Raw genomic sequence first — 19,163 nt, 5'->3', positions numbered from 1 at the left:
CCGCCGCACTGTAAGTTCGACCGAAGCCGCACTGTAAGTTCGACCGAAGCCGCACTGTAAGTTCGACCGAAGCCGCACTGTAAGTTCGACTGAAGCCGCACTGTAAGTTCGACTGAAGCCGCACTGTAAGTTCGACTGAAGCCGCACTGTAAGTTCGACTGAAGCCGCACTGCAAGTTCTCGCTTGTGCAAGTGTAAGCCTACGCTCCTGCAAGTATCAAATGGCGGTTCATTCAAGCAGTAACTTATAAATAGTTTGAACCGGTTTTTCAAGCTCCCGGTATAATGTTTTCATCTCATCCACATTTACTTCTCCTTGCCTACGCCAACTGTCCAACACCGGCACAGTGAGCCTGAATACTTCTTCCTCCACGGGTGCAAGCCGTGTCATATACCCATCGCCCCTCGCCGGGCTATACAACCTTTCCCAATTCAAATAACGATTTGTCCCCATTCCCTGCTTGTAGCAGTAAACGTTGTCGGCAAGACGAAGAGACCAATCGCTGAGCGGAGCAGCCGCAAGTTTCTTGTCCAAACACACCATCGGAGGAAGCAGTTTGCCGGTTCCTTTCACCCAAAGAGGTATGGCAACTCCCGTAGGAGGATAGCCCAAAAGTGTCCACATGGTAGTAAGCTCCGCCTTTTCGTCCGGCTTTACACCTTGCACCACTACCGAACAAGAAGTGCCGCTACGCGGAATGAAATCATGATCGACAAACCAGCCCGCCCCCTTCGGACAGTTAAAATCACCGCTCCTCAAATCAATGCCAAGCATGCAGTTGCGAAATGAGCGCGAAAGGTCATTGAAGATACCTTGCGGAGTGACGCCTCCCGTAGCCGAAGCCTTCATCAATACTCGGTCGGCCTCCATATAGCGCACATAGCCTGCACCCTCGTTCACTTTACCCGTGAAAGAGAAGTTGGTACGGGCAATGTAACCGTAAGGAGCATCTTTCGGATCATTGGCGTCATACATCGTATATTTATAATAGTCCACCTCAAACAAGGCCGCACCGCCTTTGGCATCTATCACACCAAAGTTCGCCTCTATCATGCTGGGCTTTGCAATGGTGTCAAGAAAATGTCGGAAGTCTTCTACTGTGGCACAAACCTCCAAAGCGCGATAAATGATACGCCCATTGGCTACACCACGCTCTTCCCCATCCTTTATTTCAACGAGATTGTAAGACTGGGTGTTCATCAAGGCAAAGCCTGCGGTGTTTGTACCAATCCACGCTTCCTTCAGCTCCGGAAAATTACTACTATTCACATCGGCAATGAAATCATACTTCTCACCTTTTACATAAGCCACATGATTTCGCAGGAAGTCCGTATCGCGGTGTTTCCACAACAACGGACGACCATCGGGAGTAACCTTGCCGGAGACAACGGCGGAAGTGCAAGCAAAAAGCGGTTCGGCAAAAACAAACGCCGAGAACAAGCTCAACACGAAGGGAATACATTTCATCATAACCTTATCTGTTTTTCTAAAAATGAGATTCACAAAGTTATGATAATCCGAGAAATAAGAAAAGAAAACATTTCGCAAATTCGTTTATATCTTGCCAGATAAGCTTTTTGCAGATTGATTTGATGCTGCCCGCCGGAAAATTGAATTCATGACAAAAGGATTTGTAAAACACCGGATTTCAAGAAAATCACAGTATCTTTATACTAAGTCTGCCAATGACCGATAAAATAAAAGTATAACCCCTCAAAAAAACAGAACTATGTTAGGCAATTTCAAGTATTCAAATTCTACAAGACTTTATTTCGGCGACGACTCGCTGAAATTCTTGGCCGAAGAATTAAAAGCGTATGGTCCTGTGGTACTGCTCACCTATGGCGGTGGAAGCATCAAGCACAACGGCATCTACAACCAAGTGACCGATATTCTCGGCAGAGCAGGTAAACAAATTGTGGAGTTGCCGGGAGTCATGCCCAACCCCACCGTGGAGAAGCTGTACGAAGGAGCAAAACTGGCACGAGAGAAGAATGTCGATCTTATCCTCGCCGTAGGTGGCGGTTCGGTCATCGACTATGCCAAAGGCGTGAGTGTTTCGGCGTGGTGCAATGAAAATCCGTGGGAAAAATATTACAAACGTCAAGAAGACCCTGATTGTCGCATCATTCCGGTAGGCAGCATTCTCACAATGGTAGGCACAGGGTCTGAAATGAATGGCGGTTCGGTCATCACCAACCATGCCGAAAGTCTGAAAATCAGCAAAGTGTTCGATGAGCGTGTGATGCCTCGCTTCTCCATCTTAAACCCTACATATACCTATACACTGCCCCGCTATCAGATGGTGGCCGGATTCTTCGACATCATGTCGCACCTCATGGAGCAATACTTCTCCAATACCGACGACAACACCAGCGACTATCTGAATGAAGGACTGATGCGCTCTCTGATTCACTCCAGCCGCATTGCCGTTAAAAATCCCGAAGATTACGAGGCACGCTCCAACATCATGTGGACAGCGACATGGGCACTCAACACACTTGTCGGATGCGGCAAGCGGCAAGACTGGATGGTACACATGATAGGCCAAGCCATCGGAGCCCACACGGATGCCACCCACGGCATGACACTCTCCGCCGTTTCGTTGCCTTACTACCACCATATTCTGCCTTATGCCACTGATAAGCTCCGCCGGTTTGCCACAGCCGTTTGGGACATCCGTCCGGAAGGGAAGAATGACCGGCAGGTGGCAGAAGAAGGATTGGCTGCTTTGGAAAGCTGGATGCGTGAAATAGGTGTAGTGCTCAGTATCAAAGAACTTGGCGTAACGGAGGAGATGCTCGAAGGAATAACAGACAGCACCATCATCTTCGACAGCGGTTATCACAAACTGAATCGTGAAGAAATCATCGAGATTCTCAGAAAGAGTCTGTAAAACATGCCGCCATAAAACGACAACGTCACCAAGACATCACAGTTGATAAGCAGGGATATTCCAAACTATTACTGTCCGCTAAACCATAGTTATCTACTCCCAACTCGTTAGCTATTACGTGTTGGGAGTATTTCTGCTTTTGGACAAGCCTCCTTACGTCAAATTCTCTTCTTCCAGAGGTTCTTCCGATGTTTGTTTTAGGAGTAATTTCAAGTCTTCGTCAGGTCGTTCAAAGAACGTATCCATATTGATGTAGTACATCAGGACGATTCTTACCATCGTGGCTAATCCCGAGAAACTCCAAGGCTGTGTAAGTCGTCTTTGCAGGAGTGTCATAAGCAGATTGCCTATGAGTGTCGCACAAACCTGTATCTTGATGGCGTTGGCACTTTCTCCATAAAAGTATCTGAGAGGGAAATTCTGCTTGATTTGCGTGAAGAGTGACTCTATGAGCCATCGTTTGCGGTATATTTCCACGATGGTTTCAAGTGCCATGTCAAAATCGTTGGGCAGCAAGCTCACGAGTTTAGGTTGTCAAAGATAACCCAAAGGGCTGATAATTCACTCACGAAGTATCAGCCCTAAATTTTATACACTAGAAAATGTTTTAATGGACAGCAATGAAATAAGATAGAATATTGAACATCTGTATCATGGTATTGCGTTTCTTTGATTCGAGCGTAAAAATACAGCATCTCAACCCTATTCATAGCCCATCGACTTCAACAGTTCAGAATAGACGGAGTTCAGCTTCAGCAGCGACACCACTCCCGTCATGAACATCTGCTTGCGGGCGCGGGTAAGGGCAACATTCAGCTTCCGGTCAATCGGAACACCGTTCTCTTCCGTCATATTAGCAAGGAATTTCAGTTGGTAAGCGCGATTCACGCAAAAAGAGTAGATAATGACATCCCGTTCGCTGCCCTGAAAGCGTTCTACCGTATCTACAAGTATATCATTCAGAGCAGGCACACACATAGCGGCCAATTCTTTCTTTATCAGGGCTATCTGACTGCGGTAAGGGGTAATGATGCCCAAAGTGCCAGAAGCATCGAAACCGGAAGAGCCGGCATATTGACGATAGACGGCTTCTGCCAAACGGGCGACAATCCGTGCCTCCGAATGATTTACTTTGGCAGACTGCACCGACGGTTCCGCTTCGGAAGGCAAAAAAGCCACACGGCGAGTCAGCAATGGAGCAAACTCACTGTCGCACAATTCGGGAGAAAGAATAAGTTCTCCTTGCTGATGAGGCAGACCGACAAGTTGCAACAAGCCTCCGTAGAAAGCCCGGTTGGGAAAAGCCGCCACCTCCACATTCATACGTCCCTGACGGCACAACATATCGAAAAAAGGCAAAGCGAAGCCTGGCTTTTGAAGAAGATTCCGATACAAACGTTCAAACAGGGAATCTTTCAGATTATACAGCCCCACGGCTCGCAAGGCTTCATCGCCCACCTCCGACTGTACAGAAGATTGCAACACCACAGCCGGAAGCTGCTTATGATCGCCTATCAGAATGAACTTGCCTATGGCATCCTCGCCGGCGGGGTTACGGGCACACAGCAGTCCCAGAAGCTGCGGTTCCAAAATCTGGGTCGCCTCGTCCACAATAGCCACATCGAAGGTTTTCAGCCGGAAAAGCTCGGTTTTGGCAGAAAGTGTGGCAACCGTGCCGACAAACACACGGCAACGGGCAATGCGCTCCTGCACTTGCCTACGGGTGGAGCATGCCTCCAGTACATTCTCCATCAAATGAGGCCGGAACGTCTCGTCACAAGACAACTCGCTGCCGATACGGATAAAATCTATTTCGGGCGTGATGGCAGCCAACGCCTTGCTTATTTCATCAACGGCTCGATTGGTATAAGAGAGCAGCAAGACCTGTTTACCCTCTCCGTAAAAAGCCTCAACCATGCCACGCAATGCACGGGAGGTTTTCCCCGTGCCCGGAGGGCCGACCAACAGAAAATAATCCCTGACGGCACGGGCTTTCATGATAATTCGGGAAAAATCATCCGGGGCCGTAGCAATCTTTTCATCGAAAGAAGGATCGGATTCGGGCAGACGCTGCCCCAGCAACAAATCGCGCCGCCTCTGCGTTGCAGAAAGAAAAGCCGATAGCCCCAGATACATGCTCCGGAACGAGGTGTCCATGTGGTCGTGTTCAATGGCATAGCGACTATCGGTAGGCAGCACGCCCGCATTCTGCTGGGTGGCACGAAGGCGGATGCGTACCTCATCATCAGAAATATGCTCTATATTACCTTTGAATACCATCTTATCGGTCGCATTGTCGGCATCCGTATTTCGTTCGTAAAGCACCACCGCATCACCTTGCCGGAAATTAGGGAGAACCGGCGCCGACAGTGAAGAGGAAGAAACACCCCACCCTGTTCCGGCTGCATCTGCCGAGGAAGATTCGCAAACAGGAGCAGGCAAGGCCAGCAACAAATAAGGTTTACGCACAGCCGCAGCACGGTTTTCCCGAATCTGCAAGTCGTACAGAATCTCCCCGGCCTCGCACTTCTCCGCCAGCGTAGAGAGCCAAAGCGAAGCGGCGCCTGTGCGCCCTTCATAGTCGATATCGCCCGACTTGGAAGTATAGAGTTCCTTGGTTATGAAATTATATAATGTATAGAAATAGCTTTGTTCCAACAGTGAAAGCAAACGAATCCGGTGTGCCACGGCATCGATGGAAGGATAGAGGAAACGCTTCCAGAGCACATTGTCCAGATGCCGCTCGTTCAAGGTAGCGGGATTGATATCCTTCAAGCGTTCGGCCGTATATTGCGGACTGTTACGCATCTGAATGGCGTATTCGGCAGCTACAATACGATTGCGCACATCCATCACGCGGCGCACCATTGCCCACGAAGGGCGCGCCGGATAAAGCAACGGGTAGCGGGTATAGAACAGATAGGCCTTCACATGCCTGTGATCCATCCCCATGGCATACTCCAGTACAGCCTGATAAAGCAGCATCTGCACCTTATTGTTTTCTTTAGGCTCAATCTTGCCACGGATGGAATATTCGTCAGCCTTGCCCGATTTCATTTCGATGAACGACGACATATCCCTCTGCATATAGTCCAACCGCCCCTGCAATCCCAGCGCCTCACAGATATACGAAGGTTCCAACACCGCATCTGTCCGCTCCAGCTCATAGCCCGGTTCCCGGAAGGTTTCCGTCACGGTACGGCGGATATTCTCAAAATGCCGCTTGCAGTCTGCAAAGAATTCGGCTTCCTTTTCCCTATCGTGCAAATCGGCGCATGCCGCCAGTTCGATGGAATAGGAGCGGAAGGCTTTCTTCATACAGGCCAGATAGTCGGGTGCCTCCTCAGCATGAATCCATTCATCCAGAAAAAGATTGGCAATGTTACCCAGCAACAACGGGCGGGTATTATCGGGTGATTGCAGACGTGCCAGCAGATAATTGGCAGGATGATGCCCGTACTCCCTAAAGCATTCGGCCAAAGAACTGATGTCTATCAGATAATCGGGCTCCAATATGATAAATGAAGGAGTAAGTATGCCGTCCTCGTCTACCGCTACATCCAGCAGGTTGATCTGTGCATGCCTCCACAAAAGCCGGCAGGTTTCGGCAAACTCTTCGTTAATCCGGGGCAGGTTGTAGCGAACACGCAACGGCTCATCGGTCACGGCATCCACAGGCAAGACATACAAATAAGTCTCATCCGAATACTGGAAACAGACACGCATACGCTTCACACGCTGTCTGGCGGGAAGAGCGATAAGATAGGTGGCATCCGCCTGAGGCAGCAAGCCATACAATTCGGACGGAATATCTTCCCCCGTCAGCCGTTTGATGAAGAAGGCTAACGTTTTGGCATCACGCAGCAACGACTCGCGCTGAGGTTCAAGCCGGCGGTTCATCACCGCATTCGAAGTCAGCCGGAACGTATGGAGACGGTTCTGCTCCGCAACAGTAAGACCTACCTTCGACGCCACGAAACTGATTCGTGCCGAAAGGTCAGTCATTTGCAGGCTTCCGTCTTCCATCTGCGTGCGGCACAACTGCTCCAGCAGCTCCCGCATACGCCGATAACAGACATTCGGAGGAAGGGTTTCTTCTTTACAAACCGTCAGCAACAACTCATAATATTCCCCCACCTCATTCTTCATGAGTCAGAGAATGTGGTTTGTCCTTTATCATCAGAATGCTCAATTCATAGAGCAAATAGAGCGGAATAGCCACCACGGACAAAGTGAACGGGTCGCCCGTAGGAGTGATGACGGCCGCAGCAATCACAATGATGACAATGGCATGACGGCGGTATTTCCGCAAAAACGTCTTGTGCACCAAGCCCAGCAGAGACAGCAACCACGTCACCAACGGCAATTCGAACGCCAGCCCCATGCAGAGTATCAGCATCATAAAGTTATCGATATACGAATTTAATGAGATCTGATTCTCGATGGTTGCGCTCAACTGATAAGTGGAAAGGAAGCGCAAAGTTAGCGGATAGACCATGAAATAGCCCAGCAACACACCGACAAAAAACATCAGCGTACCGATGAACAAGGCTTTCTTCACCCCCCTGCGCTCGTTGGGATAAAGGGCCGGACTGACAAAGCGCCACACTTCATAGAAGAGATAAGGCGCTGCCGTCACCACCGACATCCAGAAAGCGGTGGACATGTGTACAAAGAATGGCGCGGCAAGATTGATGTTGACAAGCTTCACATGAAACTCTTGTGTAAAAAACTCATCCTGCAAATTCAACTCATTTCCTATCCAGCGCAACAAGTCATAGAAGAGAAAATCGCTATGACAAGGAGCCAATACCACCTTATCGAACAGATAAGGCATGAAAATGAAGTAACCCACAGCCAATACAAACCATACACCGAGCACACGAAACAGCACACGACGCAGTTCGTCCAGATGATCCCAAAACGTCAGTTCTTTTTCCGCCATGTAGATGCACAGATTACTATTTCTCCTCTGCCGGTTTATCCAAATCGTCCTTGGCTTTATTGATTTCCTCTTTTGCCTCGTTCACACCGTCCTTGAAGCTTTTCACGCCTTTGCCCAAGCCGCGCATCAATTCGGGAATCTTCTTGCCACCAAAGAGCAGCAAAATGACCAACGCGATGATAATCCACTCAGAACCACTGGGCAGAAGCCCCAATAAAAGAAAGTTCGTCATAACTGTATCGAATTTAATTTGATGCAAAGATAAAATTTAATATGGTTTTCGGCAACAACACGCCCTAATGTTCCTCCCTAATCTTGATAATAGACTCTCTTCACCCGTGTAGACACACTTGTCAGTACCTCATAAGGAATCGTGTCAAGTACGTCAGAAAGAGCCGTTATCGGTAAATTATCACCGAAGATTTCCACACTGTCGCCCTCCTTACAGTCAATATCGGTCACATCAATCATGCAGACATCCATGCAGATATTGCCTACATACACCGCCCGCTTGCCATTCACCAAGCAATAGGCATTACCGTTGCCCAAATGACGGTTCAAGCCGTCGGCATAACCGATGGGGATGGCAGCGATGCGCGATGGACGGGCAAGATGCCCTTTCCGGCTATACCCTACGGTATCTTCTTCGGGGACATCGCGTATCTGGAGGATGGTGGTCTTCAGCGTACTTACATTATTCAGGATGGAATTATCGATAGGGCTGATACCATAAAGACCGATACCCAGACGTACCATATCGAACTGTGCTCCGGAGAAGCGTTCGATACCGGCTGAATTGCAGATATGCCGGAGTATCTTATGCGGGAAAGCCTCCTGCAAGCATGCCGAAGCCGATTCGAATGTCTCAATCTGCCGACGTGTAAAAGCATCGAACTGCGGTGAATCACTCCCAACAAGATGGGAGAAAACAGAACGGGCAATAACGGCGTCTTGTCCTTTCAGTCTTTCGACCAGCCGGGGAATATCCGAGGGAGCGAAGCCCAGCCGGTGCATCCCCGTATCCAGCTTGATGTGAACAGGGAAGTTTGTTATACCTTCCTTCTCCGCCTCTTTAATCAAAGCATCCAGCAGATGGAAGCTATATACCTCCGGCTCCAGCTTATGATCGAACATTGTCTTGAAAGCGGTCATCTCCGGATTCATGATGATGATGTTGGCCGTAATACCCGCCTTACGGAGTTCCGAACCTTCATCGGCAACCGCCACAGCAAGGTAATCCACACGATGCTCTTGCAACGTCTTGGCTATTTCATAAGATCCGGCGCCATAAGCAGAGGCCTTCACCATGCACACCATCTTGGTTTCGGGTTTCAGCTTGCTGCGGTAATAGTTCAGATTAGCTATCATGGCACCAAGATTGACCTCCAGTATCGTTTCGTGCACTTTCTTCTCCAGCATTTCCGTCAAGGCATCAAAACCGAACTTACGCGCACCTTTTATCAAAATTATTTCATTCTCAAGAGGAAGTTCGCCCTGTGCAATCGCACTCATCAGAGTTGCCGTGTCGGGATAAAACGCTTTCTCTATATTAAAACGCGTGGCACACGAAGATATCTCGCTGCCCACACCAATGATGCGTTCAATGCCCCGACTGCTCACTAACTGCGCTACCTGACGATAAAGGGTTGAGGTATTCTGTCCGGTCTCCAAGATATCAGAAAGGATCAATGTTCGTTTCAGACCTTTGGATAGTGAACGACGGTAAAGGAAGTCGAGGGCAATGTCCAGCGAACCAAGATCCGAATTGTAACTATCGTTGATCAGCAGGCAGTTGTTCTTCCCTTCCTTCACTTCCAGGCGCATGGCCACAGGCTCCAATTTTGCCATACGCTCTGTTATCAGTTCGGCAGGAAGCATCAGATAAAGACAGGCTGCCAGACAGTTCAGCGAGTTCTCAATAGCGGCATCATCAATAAACGGCAATGTGAACGAGTTGTCCATCTCCAGATACCGATAAGAAATTACGGTACAGTTTTCCTGCTTTTCCACCTTATTTATATATAGAGGACGCTCCATGTCTTTCCGGCTCCATGCAATCTCACGTGCAGAAAGCATCGACTTTGCCACGCAGTTACTGATGAACTCGTCATCGCCATTGTAAATCACCACATCGCAGTTTTTGAATAGCAGGAGTTTCTCCATGCACTTCTCCTGCAAAGAGAAGAAATTCTCTTGATGAGCCCCTCCTATATTGGTAAGAATCCCGATGGTGGGTTTGATGATATTTTGCAACGTACGCATTTCTCCCGGTTCCGATATACCCGCCTCAAAGATGGCAAGTTCCGACTGCTCGTTCATCTGCCATACGGACAAGGGCACCCCTATCTGAGAATTGTAACTGCGAGGCGAGCGCACAATGGCACGTTCGGGACTGAGCAATTGATGCAGCCATTCTTTTACAATGGTCTTACCGTTACTTCCGGTAATGCCGACAACCGGAATCTGAAATCGGGTTCGATGCAGTTCCACCAACCTCTGCAAGGCTTTCAGTGGATTGGAAACCACTAAAAAATTGGCATCTGCCGACTGCTCTTTTTTAATATACTCAAAGCCCTCTTCTCCAACGACAAAATTACGTACTCCACGGGTATACAAATCTGCGATATAACGTGCACCGTCATTTCGTTTCGTAGTCAAAGCAAAAAACAACGTTTCTTCGGGGAAATTCAAGGAACGGCTGTCGGTAAGCAGCCAATCTATGGTAGCCGGCGCATTCCCCACACGCCGCGCACCGATACTTTCAGTTATGCTTTCAATCGAGTATGACATATATCTCTCTCATTTTGAAAATCTAAGTACGGATATTTTCCGTTAAGTTGGTCTATTTTTAACACGATTTGTCCTAAAAAACGCTTATACTCATCGGAGGATGGATAGAACGGCTTATGAGACAATGATTTACGTATGTTTTCACTTTCTTCCATTATTTGCAATGCTTCTGTGGTGAAACAAGCCTTCGAGAAACGTTCCCAAATATAACGCACAGCCACTTCGGACGGATGCACCATATCCTCGGCATAGAAACGATAGTCGCGTAACTCGTCGAGCAGCAACTCATAAGCCGGGAAGTAAAAAACATTTTCAACAAAAGTCTTTTGCAGAGCATCAATAGCCAGCAGCAATGTAGCCTTACTTAGCTGGCTGGCATGCATACCGTCGCGTATATGGCGTATGGGGCTGACGGTAAACAATACCTTTAAGTTCGGATTACTCACCCACATCTCGGATAATAAGGAAGTATAGTCTGACACAATTTCCTCCACAGAGAGTTTCCTACGGGTAAATTCCCTTTCCGGCAGCTTGTGGCAATTGCCCACCACTCTGCCGGTCGCTTTCTCTTCGTACACCCAGGCGGTGCCAAAAGTGATGAGCAGGCAATCCGGACCGTTCTTCAAAACTCCACGGGCATTCCTCAAACACCGATTAATACTTTCCAACACGTCTTCTGCTTTTTCCGCCGAAAACATGCCGTGATGCATGGCGCTATGCCAAAGCCCGCGATATCGGAATAAATCTTCCTGCGCATATTCTTTCCCGCTCAACATTTCACGCAAAGCGGCAGAAATAGAATGCGGGTTATAAAGCACGCCATAGGGGTTGACTTCACAATGAAATTTGGCATCCTGAAGCCTACTCCCCATGTTGGCAGCAAAACAAGAGCCGAGCAGCATCAAACGGTCAGCCTGTGTCAAACGAGGCAGATTATCGGGAATATCGGTCGCAGTATAAAAAAATGCCATTTCAAGTTTACTTTTCGCTTCTATACACACAAAATTAGAAAAAATAATTCATCTCACCGAACCATTCTCCCATAAAAAAAGTCCATATAGCAAAATGCCCTCGACCGGTCACCCGATCCTTATCCGAGGCGTACCAACTCTGCACCTCCTCCATATCTATACCTGAGGTCTTAGAATTCAGGTATCTATAGAAACGAACCTGATACAGAGTTGGTACGGAGAAGATATGAAGCAAACATACTTTATTTGCTAAAAATATTGATTATCTAAACAATAAAGTTGATTATTTGATTCTATTAATAATATAATTCGTATATTTGCAGCATGAAATTCACTCATTATGAGCGAAACAAGTTATATAATGCAACATTATTTTATACAATAGGATTATTATGAGAAGTAAAAAGATGAATTTTTTCCGCATCCTGCCGATATTAGCTATCGGAGGAATTTTCACATTCATAGGGTGTGACTCATCAAACGATGTTTACAATCCTGACGCCATTAAGGAACAAGCAAAAAAAGCTTTTCCCGTAAAAGACATTGACCCTAACCAGACTTGGGAAACAAGTTCGGTTTGCAAAGCGACCGTATCAGTAAACGAAACAGCCGGTGAAGTTTACACCATTAAAGTATATACAGCCAATCCATACAACAAAGACAGTAAAGCTGCACTGCTTGCCACAACCTCTGTAAGCAATGGAAAAACAGCAAGCTTTGAGTTCGATATTCCGGCTGCGCAGCAGTATGTATATGTGATGAAAGTAGACAGCAAGGGATATAGCTCGGTAAAACCTGTTTTAGTTGAAAACAGCAAGATGGTCGTTTCTTTCGGGGGAGTGAACAATATCGCCGGCACGGTTAGAACAAGAGCTACAGCTACTGTCGTTACTTTCACGGCACCGGATGCTTCTCTGTTCCCTACAAGAGAAACCGTGAAACAGTTGGGCTTGCAACAAACAAACGGACAAATCGGAACAAGTGGGAATTATGAAATCAAGGCATCTGTAAGTTCCATCAACAATTGGGGGAGCAATGCCAATATGTATGTCACGGAAAACGTAACGTTAAGTTCTCTGTATATCGGGCAAAACTCCAAGCTATATATACTTTCCGGAGCAACCCTTACTTTGACATCTTCCGGATACTCATTAGGACAATCCGGTTCTGTAATCAGCGTTGGCAAAGATGCTAAACTTATCCTTAAAAGTGGACAATTGCAAGCTTCTAATTCGAAAATCTATAATGCCGGTACAATAGAAACCGAAAGATTGGATATAGCAGGAAGCGGCTATATTTACAACAACGGCACACTCACTGTCACAAATGCCGTAACTGTTGCCAATTACAATTCTCTTCTCGTAAACGAAGAAGCCATGACTGCTTCTTCATTCGAGACACAAGGCTCCAGTTCTTTCTACAATAGCGGCACAGTTACAATATCAGGTAAGACTCATTTAAGTAGCACTAATCAAAAATGGGAAAATCAGGGTAACTTCAAGACCAAGACAATGGAGATTGAGGCATCAAGTTCCAACCTACTGAACGCTTGCCAATTATACGTTGAAGATGAATTCAGAATAAATACTTCATCTACTACTACCAATAATGCTTTCAAGATGGACGGAGGCGCTTATACAGAATGCGGAAGTTTGTATTTGGACAATGCAAGCGTAGTGATGGGAGGCAAGGCTTTCTTTAATGTGAAAGGTACTGCCACATACAATTACAATAAAGGTGGATTCTACGCTACTGCCCAAGATTTCGCTGTATTGAAAATTGGGAAAGCTGTTCAAAACAAACACGGACAAGGAAATACCATCGGCTATCATGGTAAACTATACGTGGCTTGTAACGACCATTTCGAGGATGGCCTTTCCGGCAGCGTACATTATATCATTTGGGAAGGAGATGCCCAACTGACCGGTGCCGACAATGCAGAAATCAGCATCCCGTCTTCTAATTGTAATCCCGGTTACAACAGCAAGCCAGACAATGGTGGCAACGATACTCCGGCAACCTACGCTTACGCATTCGAAGACATGATGAAGGAAGTGGGCGACTATGACTTCAACGACGTAGTGCTCTATGTATCTGTCCCCTACGACAAGAATGGAAAGAAAGTGATAGACGTAACCCTGAAAGCTGCCGGAGCAACAAAAAAGCTGGCGGTAGGTTTCAACAACAGCGGACAGAAGCAGACTCTCTTTGCCGACGTACATGAGGCTTTGGGTGTTGCGGCAGGTACGCTTGTCAACACCGGCACAGCAACCGGAACAGAGAAAAAAATAACCGTTGAGGTGGCAAGCAATTTCACCTTGACAGAACATGGCGACTTCTATATCACAGACGGAAGCATCGAAAGACATATACCTAACTTCACCGATGGCTTCAAACCCGGTGATGTGCCTTACGGCATCCGCATAGCAAGCAGTAACTGGAAATGGCCGAAAGAACGTGTTGTCATCACGGAAGCTTATGCAGGTTTTGCAGCATGGGCAAATGATGCTACGGCAGCTGCTTCATGGTACAATGAACCGATAAACGGAAAAGTATATTAATCTTCCAAAGCAACTTCACTTATAACATAAGCAGAAGCATAATCATCCCTTTGCTCCGCCCCCTGCATCACAACAGTGGAAGCCGGAGCAAGGGGATTCACTTTTTTCCGCTAAAACCTCCCTCTATCTGTTTTCTTTTACTATTTTTGCATAACGTAATCTTTCAAACTAGTGATGGAAAAAGAACCTACAGCATATAACTTGCTCAAAACGATTGACTCTCCCGAAGATTTACGCCGTCTCAGCGTCAATCAGCTACCGGAGGTCTGCGATGAGTTGAGACAAGACATCATCAAGGAAGTTTCATGCAATCCGGGACATTTCGCCGCCTCTTTGGGTACGGTAGAACTCACGGTTGCCCTGCATTACGTTTATAATACCCCCTACGACCGCATCGTGTGGGACGTGGGACATCAGGCTTACGGGCACAAAATCCTGACCGGACGCCGCGACGTCTTTTCCAGCAACCGGAAGTTCAAAGGTATTCGTCCTTTCCCCTCACCGGAAGAAAGCGAATATGATACATTCACCTGCGGACATGCCTCAAACTCCATCTCGGCAGCTCTCGGCATGGCAGTGGCAGCCGAAAAGAAAGGAGAAAAAGACCGTCATGTGGTGGCAGTCATCGGCGACGGAAGCATGAGTGGCGGGTTGGCATTCGAGGGTTTGAACAATGCATCGTCCACCCCGAATAACTTACTTATCATCCTCAACGACAATGACATGGCCATAGACCATAGTGTAGGAGGGATGAAACAGTATCTCTTTAACTTGACAACCAGCAACCGGTACAATCAGTTACGCTTCAGAATATCCAAACTATTATTCAAGATAGGCGTCTTGAACGAAGAGCGTCGCAAAGCGCTCATACGCTTTGCCAACAGCCTGAAATCCATGGCTGCCCAACAGCAGAATATTTTCGAAGGAATGAATATCCGTTACTTTGGCCCCGTCAACGGACATGACGTGAAGAACATCGCACGCATTCTGCGAGACATCAGAGGGATGAAAGGCCCCAAGATACTGCACCTGCATACCGTGAAAGGAAAAGGCTTCGAACCTGCCGAAAAAGCACCGGATATTTGGCATGCTCCCGGCAAGTTCAATCCGGAGACAGGCAAACGTATCACTACAGACACCAGCAACCTCCCCCCCCTCTTCCAGGATGTGTTCGGCGAGACTTTGTTGGAACTGGCCGAACAGAATCCAAAGATTGTAGGTGTCACTCCCGCCATGCCCACCGGTTGTTCCATGAACAAGTTGATGGAAGCCATGCCCCAGCGCGCTTTCGATGTGGGTATTGCCGAAGGGCATGCCGCCACTTTCTCCGGCGGAATGGCCAAAGAAGGGCTGCAACCTTTCTGCAATATCTATTCTTCTTTCATGCAACGGGCTTACGACAACGTAATTCATGATATTGCCTTGCTGAAACTCCCCGTAGTCCTCTGTCTCGACCGTGCCGGACTGGTAGGCGAAGACGGCCCTACCCATCACGGGGTTTTCGACCTTGCTTATTTCCGTCCCATCCCCAACCTGACCATCTCTTCGCCAATGGATGAGCATGAGTTGCGGCGGCTGATGTACACGGCACAACTCCCGAACAAGGGCCCTTTCGTCATCCGCTATCCCCGCGGGCGTGGCGTATTGCCCGACTGGCGCTGTCCGCTGGAAGAAATTCCCGTAGGCAAAGGGCGCAGGCTGAAGGAAGGGAAAGACCTTGCCGTCATCACGCTCGGTCCCATAGGCAATATCGCTGCACGTGCAATCGGGCGTGCCGAGAAAGAGAACGGTATCTCCATTGCACACTATGACTTGCGTTTTCTCAAACCCCTGGACGAAGATTTACTGCATGAGGCAGGAAGGAATTTCCGGCGCATCATCACCATAGAAGACGGTATGCGTACAGGCGGCATGGGCAGCGCGGTACTGGAGTTCATGGCCGACCATGACTACACCCCGCAGGTAGAGCGGATTGGCGTGCCCGATACGTTCATAGAGCACGGCACGGTGCAAGAGTTGTATCATCTGTGCAAAATGGATGAGGAAGGAATCTATAAAGAATTAATTAAGAAATAGAAAAGTGAAGATAATCATTGCAGGAGCAGGTGCAGTAGGCACACACTTGGCCAAACTACTGTCTCGCGAAAAGCAGGACATTATCCTGATGGACGACGATGAAGAGAGGTTGAGCACACTAAGCTCCAACTTCGACTTGATGACAGTCACCGCATCGCCCACCTCCATAAAAGGTTTGAAAGAAGTGGGTACGGGTGAAGCTGACCTATTCATTGCCGTCACTCCGGATGAGAGCCGAAACATGACTGCCTGTATGCTGGCAACCAACCTTGGTGCAAAAAAGACCCTGGCACGCATTGACAATTACGAATATCTGCTGCCCAAGAACAAAGAGTTTTTCAAGACGCTGGGAGTAGACTCGCTGATTTACCCCGAAATGCTTGCCGCCAAAGAGATCGTATCGTCCATCCGAATGAGCTGGGTGCGCCAATGGTGGGAGTTCTGTGGAGGAGCCCTCATACTGATCGGTGCCAAGATGCGCGAGAAAGCTGAAATACTGGACATACCCCTGTACGAATTGGGAAACTCGGAACTGCCCTATCACATAGTAGCCATTAAACGCGGTGGTGAAACCCTCATCCCACGAGGCAACGACACCATCAAGTTGTATGACATTGTCTACTTCACCACTACCCGGAAATACATCCCCTACATCCGCAAGATAACCGGCAAGGAAGACTATGCCGACGTACGCAACGTGATGATTATGGGAGGTAGCCGGATTGCCGTGCGTACGGCGCAGTATGTGCCCGACTACATGCAGGTGAAGATCGTGGAAAACGATCTGCCTCGCTGCAACCGCCTGACAGAATTGCTGGACGACAAAACCATGATTATCAATGGAGACGGCCGCGACATGGATCTGCTCCTCGAAGAGGGGCTGGCCAATACAGAGGCTTTTGTGGCTCTGACCGGGAACTCCGAGACCAATATTCTTGCCTGTCTGGCAGCCAAACGCATGGGAGTGAGCAAGACGGTGGCGGAAGTGGAGAATATCGACTATATAGGCATGGCGGAGAGCCTGGACATCGGCACCGTGATCAATAAGAAAATGATTGCCGCCAGCCACATCTACCAGATGATGCTGGATGCGGACGTAAGCAACGTAAAAAGTCTGACCTTTGCCAACGCTGACGTGGCGGAGTTCACGGTGAAAGAAGGCTCCAAAATAACCAGACATCCGGTAAAAGACCTCGGTTTACCGAAAGGAACCACCATCGGAGGACTAATCAGAAACGGCGAGGGTCTGGTCGTAACGGGTAATACAGAGATAAAGCCGGGCGACCATGTAGTGGTATTCTGCCTGAGTATGATGATTAAGAAAATTGAGAAATACTTCAACTAAAGAAAGCACGTCGCTACGATGACATGCTGCCCATAAAACGTTATGATACACAAGAAGATGATATGTAAAGTGCTGGGGGATTTGCTTTTGATAGAAACAGCCATGATACTGCTGTGCACAGGTGTATCACTGTTTTACGGTGAAAACGATTTGCCAGCATTCCTCTACACGGCATGTATCACCACCGGTACGGGCATGATACTGGCACTTTTCGGAAGAAACGCCGAACGGCAACTGACACGCCGCGAAGGATACCTCATCGTGTCATTGGCCTGGATTATTTTCTCCGCCTTCGGCATGTTGCCTTTTTACCTCAGCGGATATATTCCCAGTATCACGAACGCATTCTTTGAAACCATGTCGGGCGTGAGCAGCACCGGCTCCACCATTCTGGAAAAGGTGGAAGATTTGCCCCACGGGCTGCTCTTCTGGCGCAGCATGACGCAATGGATAGGCGGATTAGGCATAATCTTGTTCACCATTGCCGTATTGCCCATCTTCGGCATCAACGGCGTACAGGTCTTTGCCGCCGAAGCCAGCGGCCCCACGCACGACAAGGTACACCCTCGCATCGGCATCACCGCACGCTGGATATGGAGTATTTATACGGGGTTGACTTTGATAGCTACACTCCTTCTTGCCATCGGGGGCATGAGTTGGTTCGACAGCGTTTGTCATGCTTTTGCCGCCACCGGTACGGGAGGCTTTTCTACACGGACGGCAAGTATAGCCTACTACTGTTCGCCCTACATAGAATATGTATTGTCGCTATTCATGTTTATTTCCGGCATCAACTTCACATTGATATTGCTGTTCGTCACCGGACACTTCAAGAAGACGTTTCACGATGCCGAGCTGAAGTTCTACTTCTGGTGCATCGTAGGATTCACGTTGTCCATCTTCGCTATTCTCTACCTGAAAACCACCCTTGATGCTGAGACCGCTTTCCGCACATCGCTCTTCCAAGTGATTTCCATCCAGACTTCCACCGGTTTTGCTACCAACGACTATATGACGTGGCCGACAATGGCATGGGGAATGATGCCCATACTGATGCTGATAGGTGCTTGCGCAGGCAGCACCTCGGGAGGTATGAAGTGCATCCGCATCGTCATTCTGGTTCGTGTGATGAAAAACGAGTTCAAGCGGTTGCTGCATCCCAACGCCGTATTGCCGATAAGGATAAACAAGCAGGTGATTGCCCCTACGCTGCAATCCACGGTACTTGCTTTCACTTTCCTTATCCTTTTGATTTGTTTTGCCTGCATACTGATATTGATGGGGCTGGAGATACCGCTGACCGAATCAATAGGCGTAGTAATATCAAGCATCGGCAATACAGGTCCCGGACTGGGAGCTTTCGGCCCCGCCTTTTCGTGGAACGCACTGCCCGATGCAGCCAAGTGGGTCTGCTCGCTGCTGATGTTGCTGGGGCGTCTGGAACTATTCACCGTATTGTTGCTTTTCACTCCCGACTTCTGGAAACGCAACTGATGAACGGGAACGGACTTTAATACGATAAAGCAACAGACTTGCAGCATGCAAGACAAACAGGCCTCTCGAAACGCCTGCCTGATGC

At 48.3% G+C, this 19,163-nt stretch carries 12 protein-coding genes; 5 read left to right on the top strand and 7 right to left on the bottom strand.

Annotated elements, in window-relative coordinates; genetic code table 11:
- Nucleotides 1-228: 228 nt before the first annotated feature.
- The gene (locus tag EV202_RS07500; protein WP_131926464.1) at nucleotides 229-1,470 is read right to left on the bottom strand and encodes a carcinine hydrolase/isopenicillin-N N-acyltransferase family protein; all 1,242 of its coding nucleotides are present in this window, start codon (nucleotides 1,468-1,470) and stop codon (nucleotides 229-231) included.
- A gap of 259 nt (nucleotides 1,471-1,729) precedes the next feature.
- Between EV202_RS07500 and EV202_RS07495 the strand changes: the two genes are divergently transcribed.
- Nucleotides 1,730-2,896, top strand: coding sequence for an iron-containing alcohol dehydrogenase (locus EV202_RS07495; RefSeq protein ID WP_131926462.1), 1,167 nt, complete (start codon nucleotides 1,730-1,732; stop codon nucleotides 2,894-2,896).
- Nucleotides 2,897-3,049: 153 nt separating this feature from the next.
- On the opposite strand, the gene EV202_RS07490 is transcribed toward EV202_RS07495, so the two are convergent.
- The 6 genes from EV202_RS07490 to EV202_RS07465 form a co-directional block, all read right to left on the bottom strand.
- The gene (locus EV202_RS07490) at nucleotides 3,050-3,391 is read right to left on the bottom strand and encodes a transposase (protein WP_234878257.1); all 342 of its coding nucleotides are present in this window, start codon (nucleotides 3,389-3,391) and stop codon (nucleotides 3,050-3,052) included.
- A 207-nt stretch (nucleotides 3,392-3,598) separates the two neighbouring features.
- Nucleotides 3,599-7,045 (bottom strand): AAA domain-containing protein, encoded by a 3,447-nt coding sequence (locus EV202_RS07485; RefSeq protein ID WP_131926460.1) that lies wholly within the window; start codon nucleotides 7,043-7,045, stop codon nucleotides 3,599-3,601.
- Nucleotides 7,035-7,841, bottom strand: a complete 807-nt coding sequence (tatC, locus tag EV202_RS07480) for a twin-arginine translocase subunit TatC (protein ID WP_131926458.1) — start codon at nucleotides 7,839-7,841, stop codon at nucleotides 7,035-7,037. The genes EV202_RS07485 and tatC overlap by 11 nt, the downstream gene beginning before the upstream one ends.
- A 16-nt stretch (nucleotides 7,842-7,857) precedes the next feature.
- Nucleotides 7,858-8,073 (bottom strand): Sec-independent protein translocase subunit TatA/TatB, encoded by a 216-nt coding sequence (locus EV202_RS07475; protein ID WP_106069980.1) that lies wholly within the window; start codon nucleotides 8,071-8,073, stop codon nucleotides 7,858-7,860.
- 77 nt (nucleotides 8,074-8,150) lie between these two features.
- Nucleotides 8,151-10,631, bottom strand: a complete 2,481-nt coding sequence (locus tag EV202_RS07470; protein WP_131926456.1) for a bifunctional UDP-N-acetylmuramoyl-tripeptide:D-alanyl-D-alanine ligase/alanine racemase — start codon at nucleotides 10,629-10,631, stop codon at nucleotides 8,151-8,153.
- The gene (locus EV202_RS07465) at nucleotides 10,607-11,602 is read right to left on the bottom strand and encodes a GSCFA domain-containing protein (RefSeq protein ID WP_131926454.1); all 996 of its coding nucleotides are present in this window, start codon (nucleotides 11,600-11,602) and stop codon (nucleotides 10,607-10,609) included. The genes EV202_RS07470 and EV202_RS07465 overlap by 25 nt, the downstream gene beginning before the upstream one ends.
- A 392-nt stretch (nucleotides 11,603-11,994) precedes the next feature.
- Between EV202_RS07465 and EV202_RS07460 the strand changes: the two genes are divergently transcribed.
- From EV202_RS07460 to EV202_RS07445, 4 genes are all read left to right on the top strand, one after another.
- A complete protein-coding gene (locus tag EV202_RS07460; RefSeq protein ID WP_131926452.1) occupies nucleotides 11,995-14,163 on the top strand; it encodes a DUF4842 domain-containing protein in 2,169 nt (722 codons plus the stop codon).
- Between the two features lie 174 nt (nucleotides 14,164-14,337).
- Nucleotides 14,338-16,239, top strand: coding sequence for a 1-deoxy-D-xylulose-5-phosphate synthase (dxs, locus tag EV202_RS07455; RefSeq protein WP_131926450.1), 1,902 nt, complete (start codon nucleotides 14,338-14,340; stop codon nucleotides 16,237-16,239).
- Nucleotides 16,240-16,243: 4 nt separating this feature from the next.
- Nucleotides 16,244-17,584, top strand: a complete 1,341-nt coding sequence (trkA, locus tag EV202_RS07450) for a Trk system potassium transporter TrkA (protein WP_106069973.1) — start codon at nucleotides 16,244-16,246, stop codon at nucleotides 17,582-17,584.
- A gap of 42 nt (nucleotides 17,585-17,626) precedes the next feature.
- Nucleotides 17,627-19,078: a TrkH family potassium uptake protein gene (locus tag EV202_RS07445; protein ID WP_106069972.1), complete on the top strand. Its 1,452-nt coding sequence runs from the start codon at nucleotides 17,627-17,629 to the stop codon at nucleotides 19,076-19,078.
- Nucleotides 19,079-19,163 lie beyond the last annotated feature (85 nt).

Origin of the sequence: Prevotella heparinolytica (assembly GCF_004342845.1) — a bacterium.
GTDB lineage: Bacteria > Bacteroidota > Bacteroidia > Bacteroidales > Bacteroidaceae > Bacteroides > Bacteroides heparinolyticus.
The sequence above is the reverse complement of the archived record's forward strand: the minus strand, read 5'-3'. Positions and strand labels throughout refer to the sequence as shown.

What these genes read in the sequence shown, in the direction of transcription:
- EV202_RS07475 (WP_106069980.1), bottom strand. Translation starts at nt 8,073, where the DNA reads ATGACGAACTTTCTTTTATTGGGGCTTCTGCCCAGTGGTTCTGAGTGG.
- EV202_RS07500 (WP_131926464.1), bottom strand. Translation starts at nt 1,470, where the DNA reads ATGATGAAATGTATTCCCTTCGTGTTGAGCTTGTTCTCGGCGTTTGTT.
- EV202_RS07485 (WP_131926460.1), bottom strand. Translation starts at nt 7,045, where the DNA reads ATGAAGAATGAGGTGGGGGAATATTATGAGTTGTTGCTGACGGTTTGT.
- EV202_RS07465 (WP_131926454.1), bottom strand. Translation starts at nt 11,602, where the DNA reads ATGGCATTTTTTTATACTGCGACCGATATTCCCGATAATCTGCCTCGT.
- EV202_RS07495 (WP_131926462.1), top strand. Translation starts at nt 1,730, where the DNA reads ATGTTAGGCAATTTCAAGTATTCAAATTCTACAAGACTTTATTTCGGC.
- dxs (WP_131926450.1), top strand. Translation starts at nt 14,338, where the DNA reads ATGGAAAAAGAACCTACAGCATATAACTTGCTCAAAACGATTGACTCT.
- EV202_RS07490 (WP_234878257.1), bottom strand. Translation starts at nt 3,391, where the DNA reads ATGGCACTTGAAACCATCGTGGAAATATACCGCAAACGATGGCTCATA.
- EV202_RS07470 (WP_131926456.1), bottom strand. Translation starts at nt 10,631, where the DNA reads ATGTCATACTCGATTGAAAGCATAACTGAAAGTATCGGTGCGCGGCGT.
- EV202_RS07460 (WP_131926452.1), top strand. Translation starts at nt 11,995, where the DNA reads ATGAGAAGTAAAAAGATGAATTTTTTCCGCATCCTGCCGATATTAGCT.
- EV202_RS07445 (WP_106069972.1), top strand. Translation starts at nt 17,627, where the DNA reads ATGATACACAAGAAGATGATATGTAAAGTGCTGGGGGATTTGCTTTTG.
- tatC (WP_131926458.1), bottom strand. Translation starts at nt 7,841, where the DNA reads ATGGCGGAAAAAGAACTGACGTTTTGGGATCATCTGGACGAACTGCGT.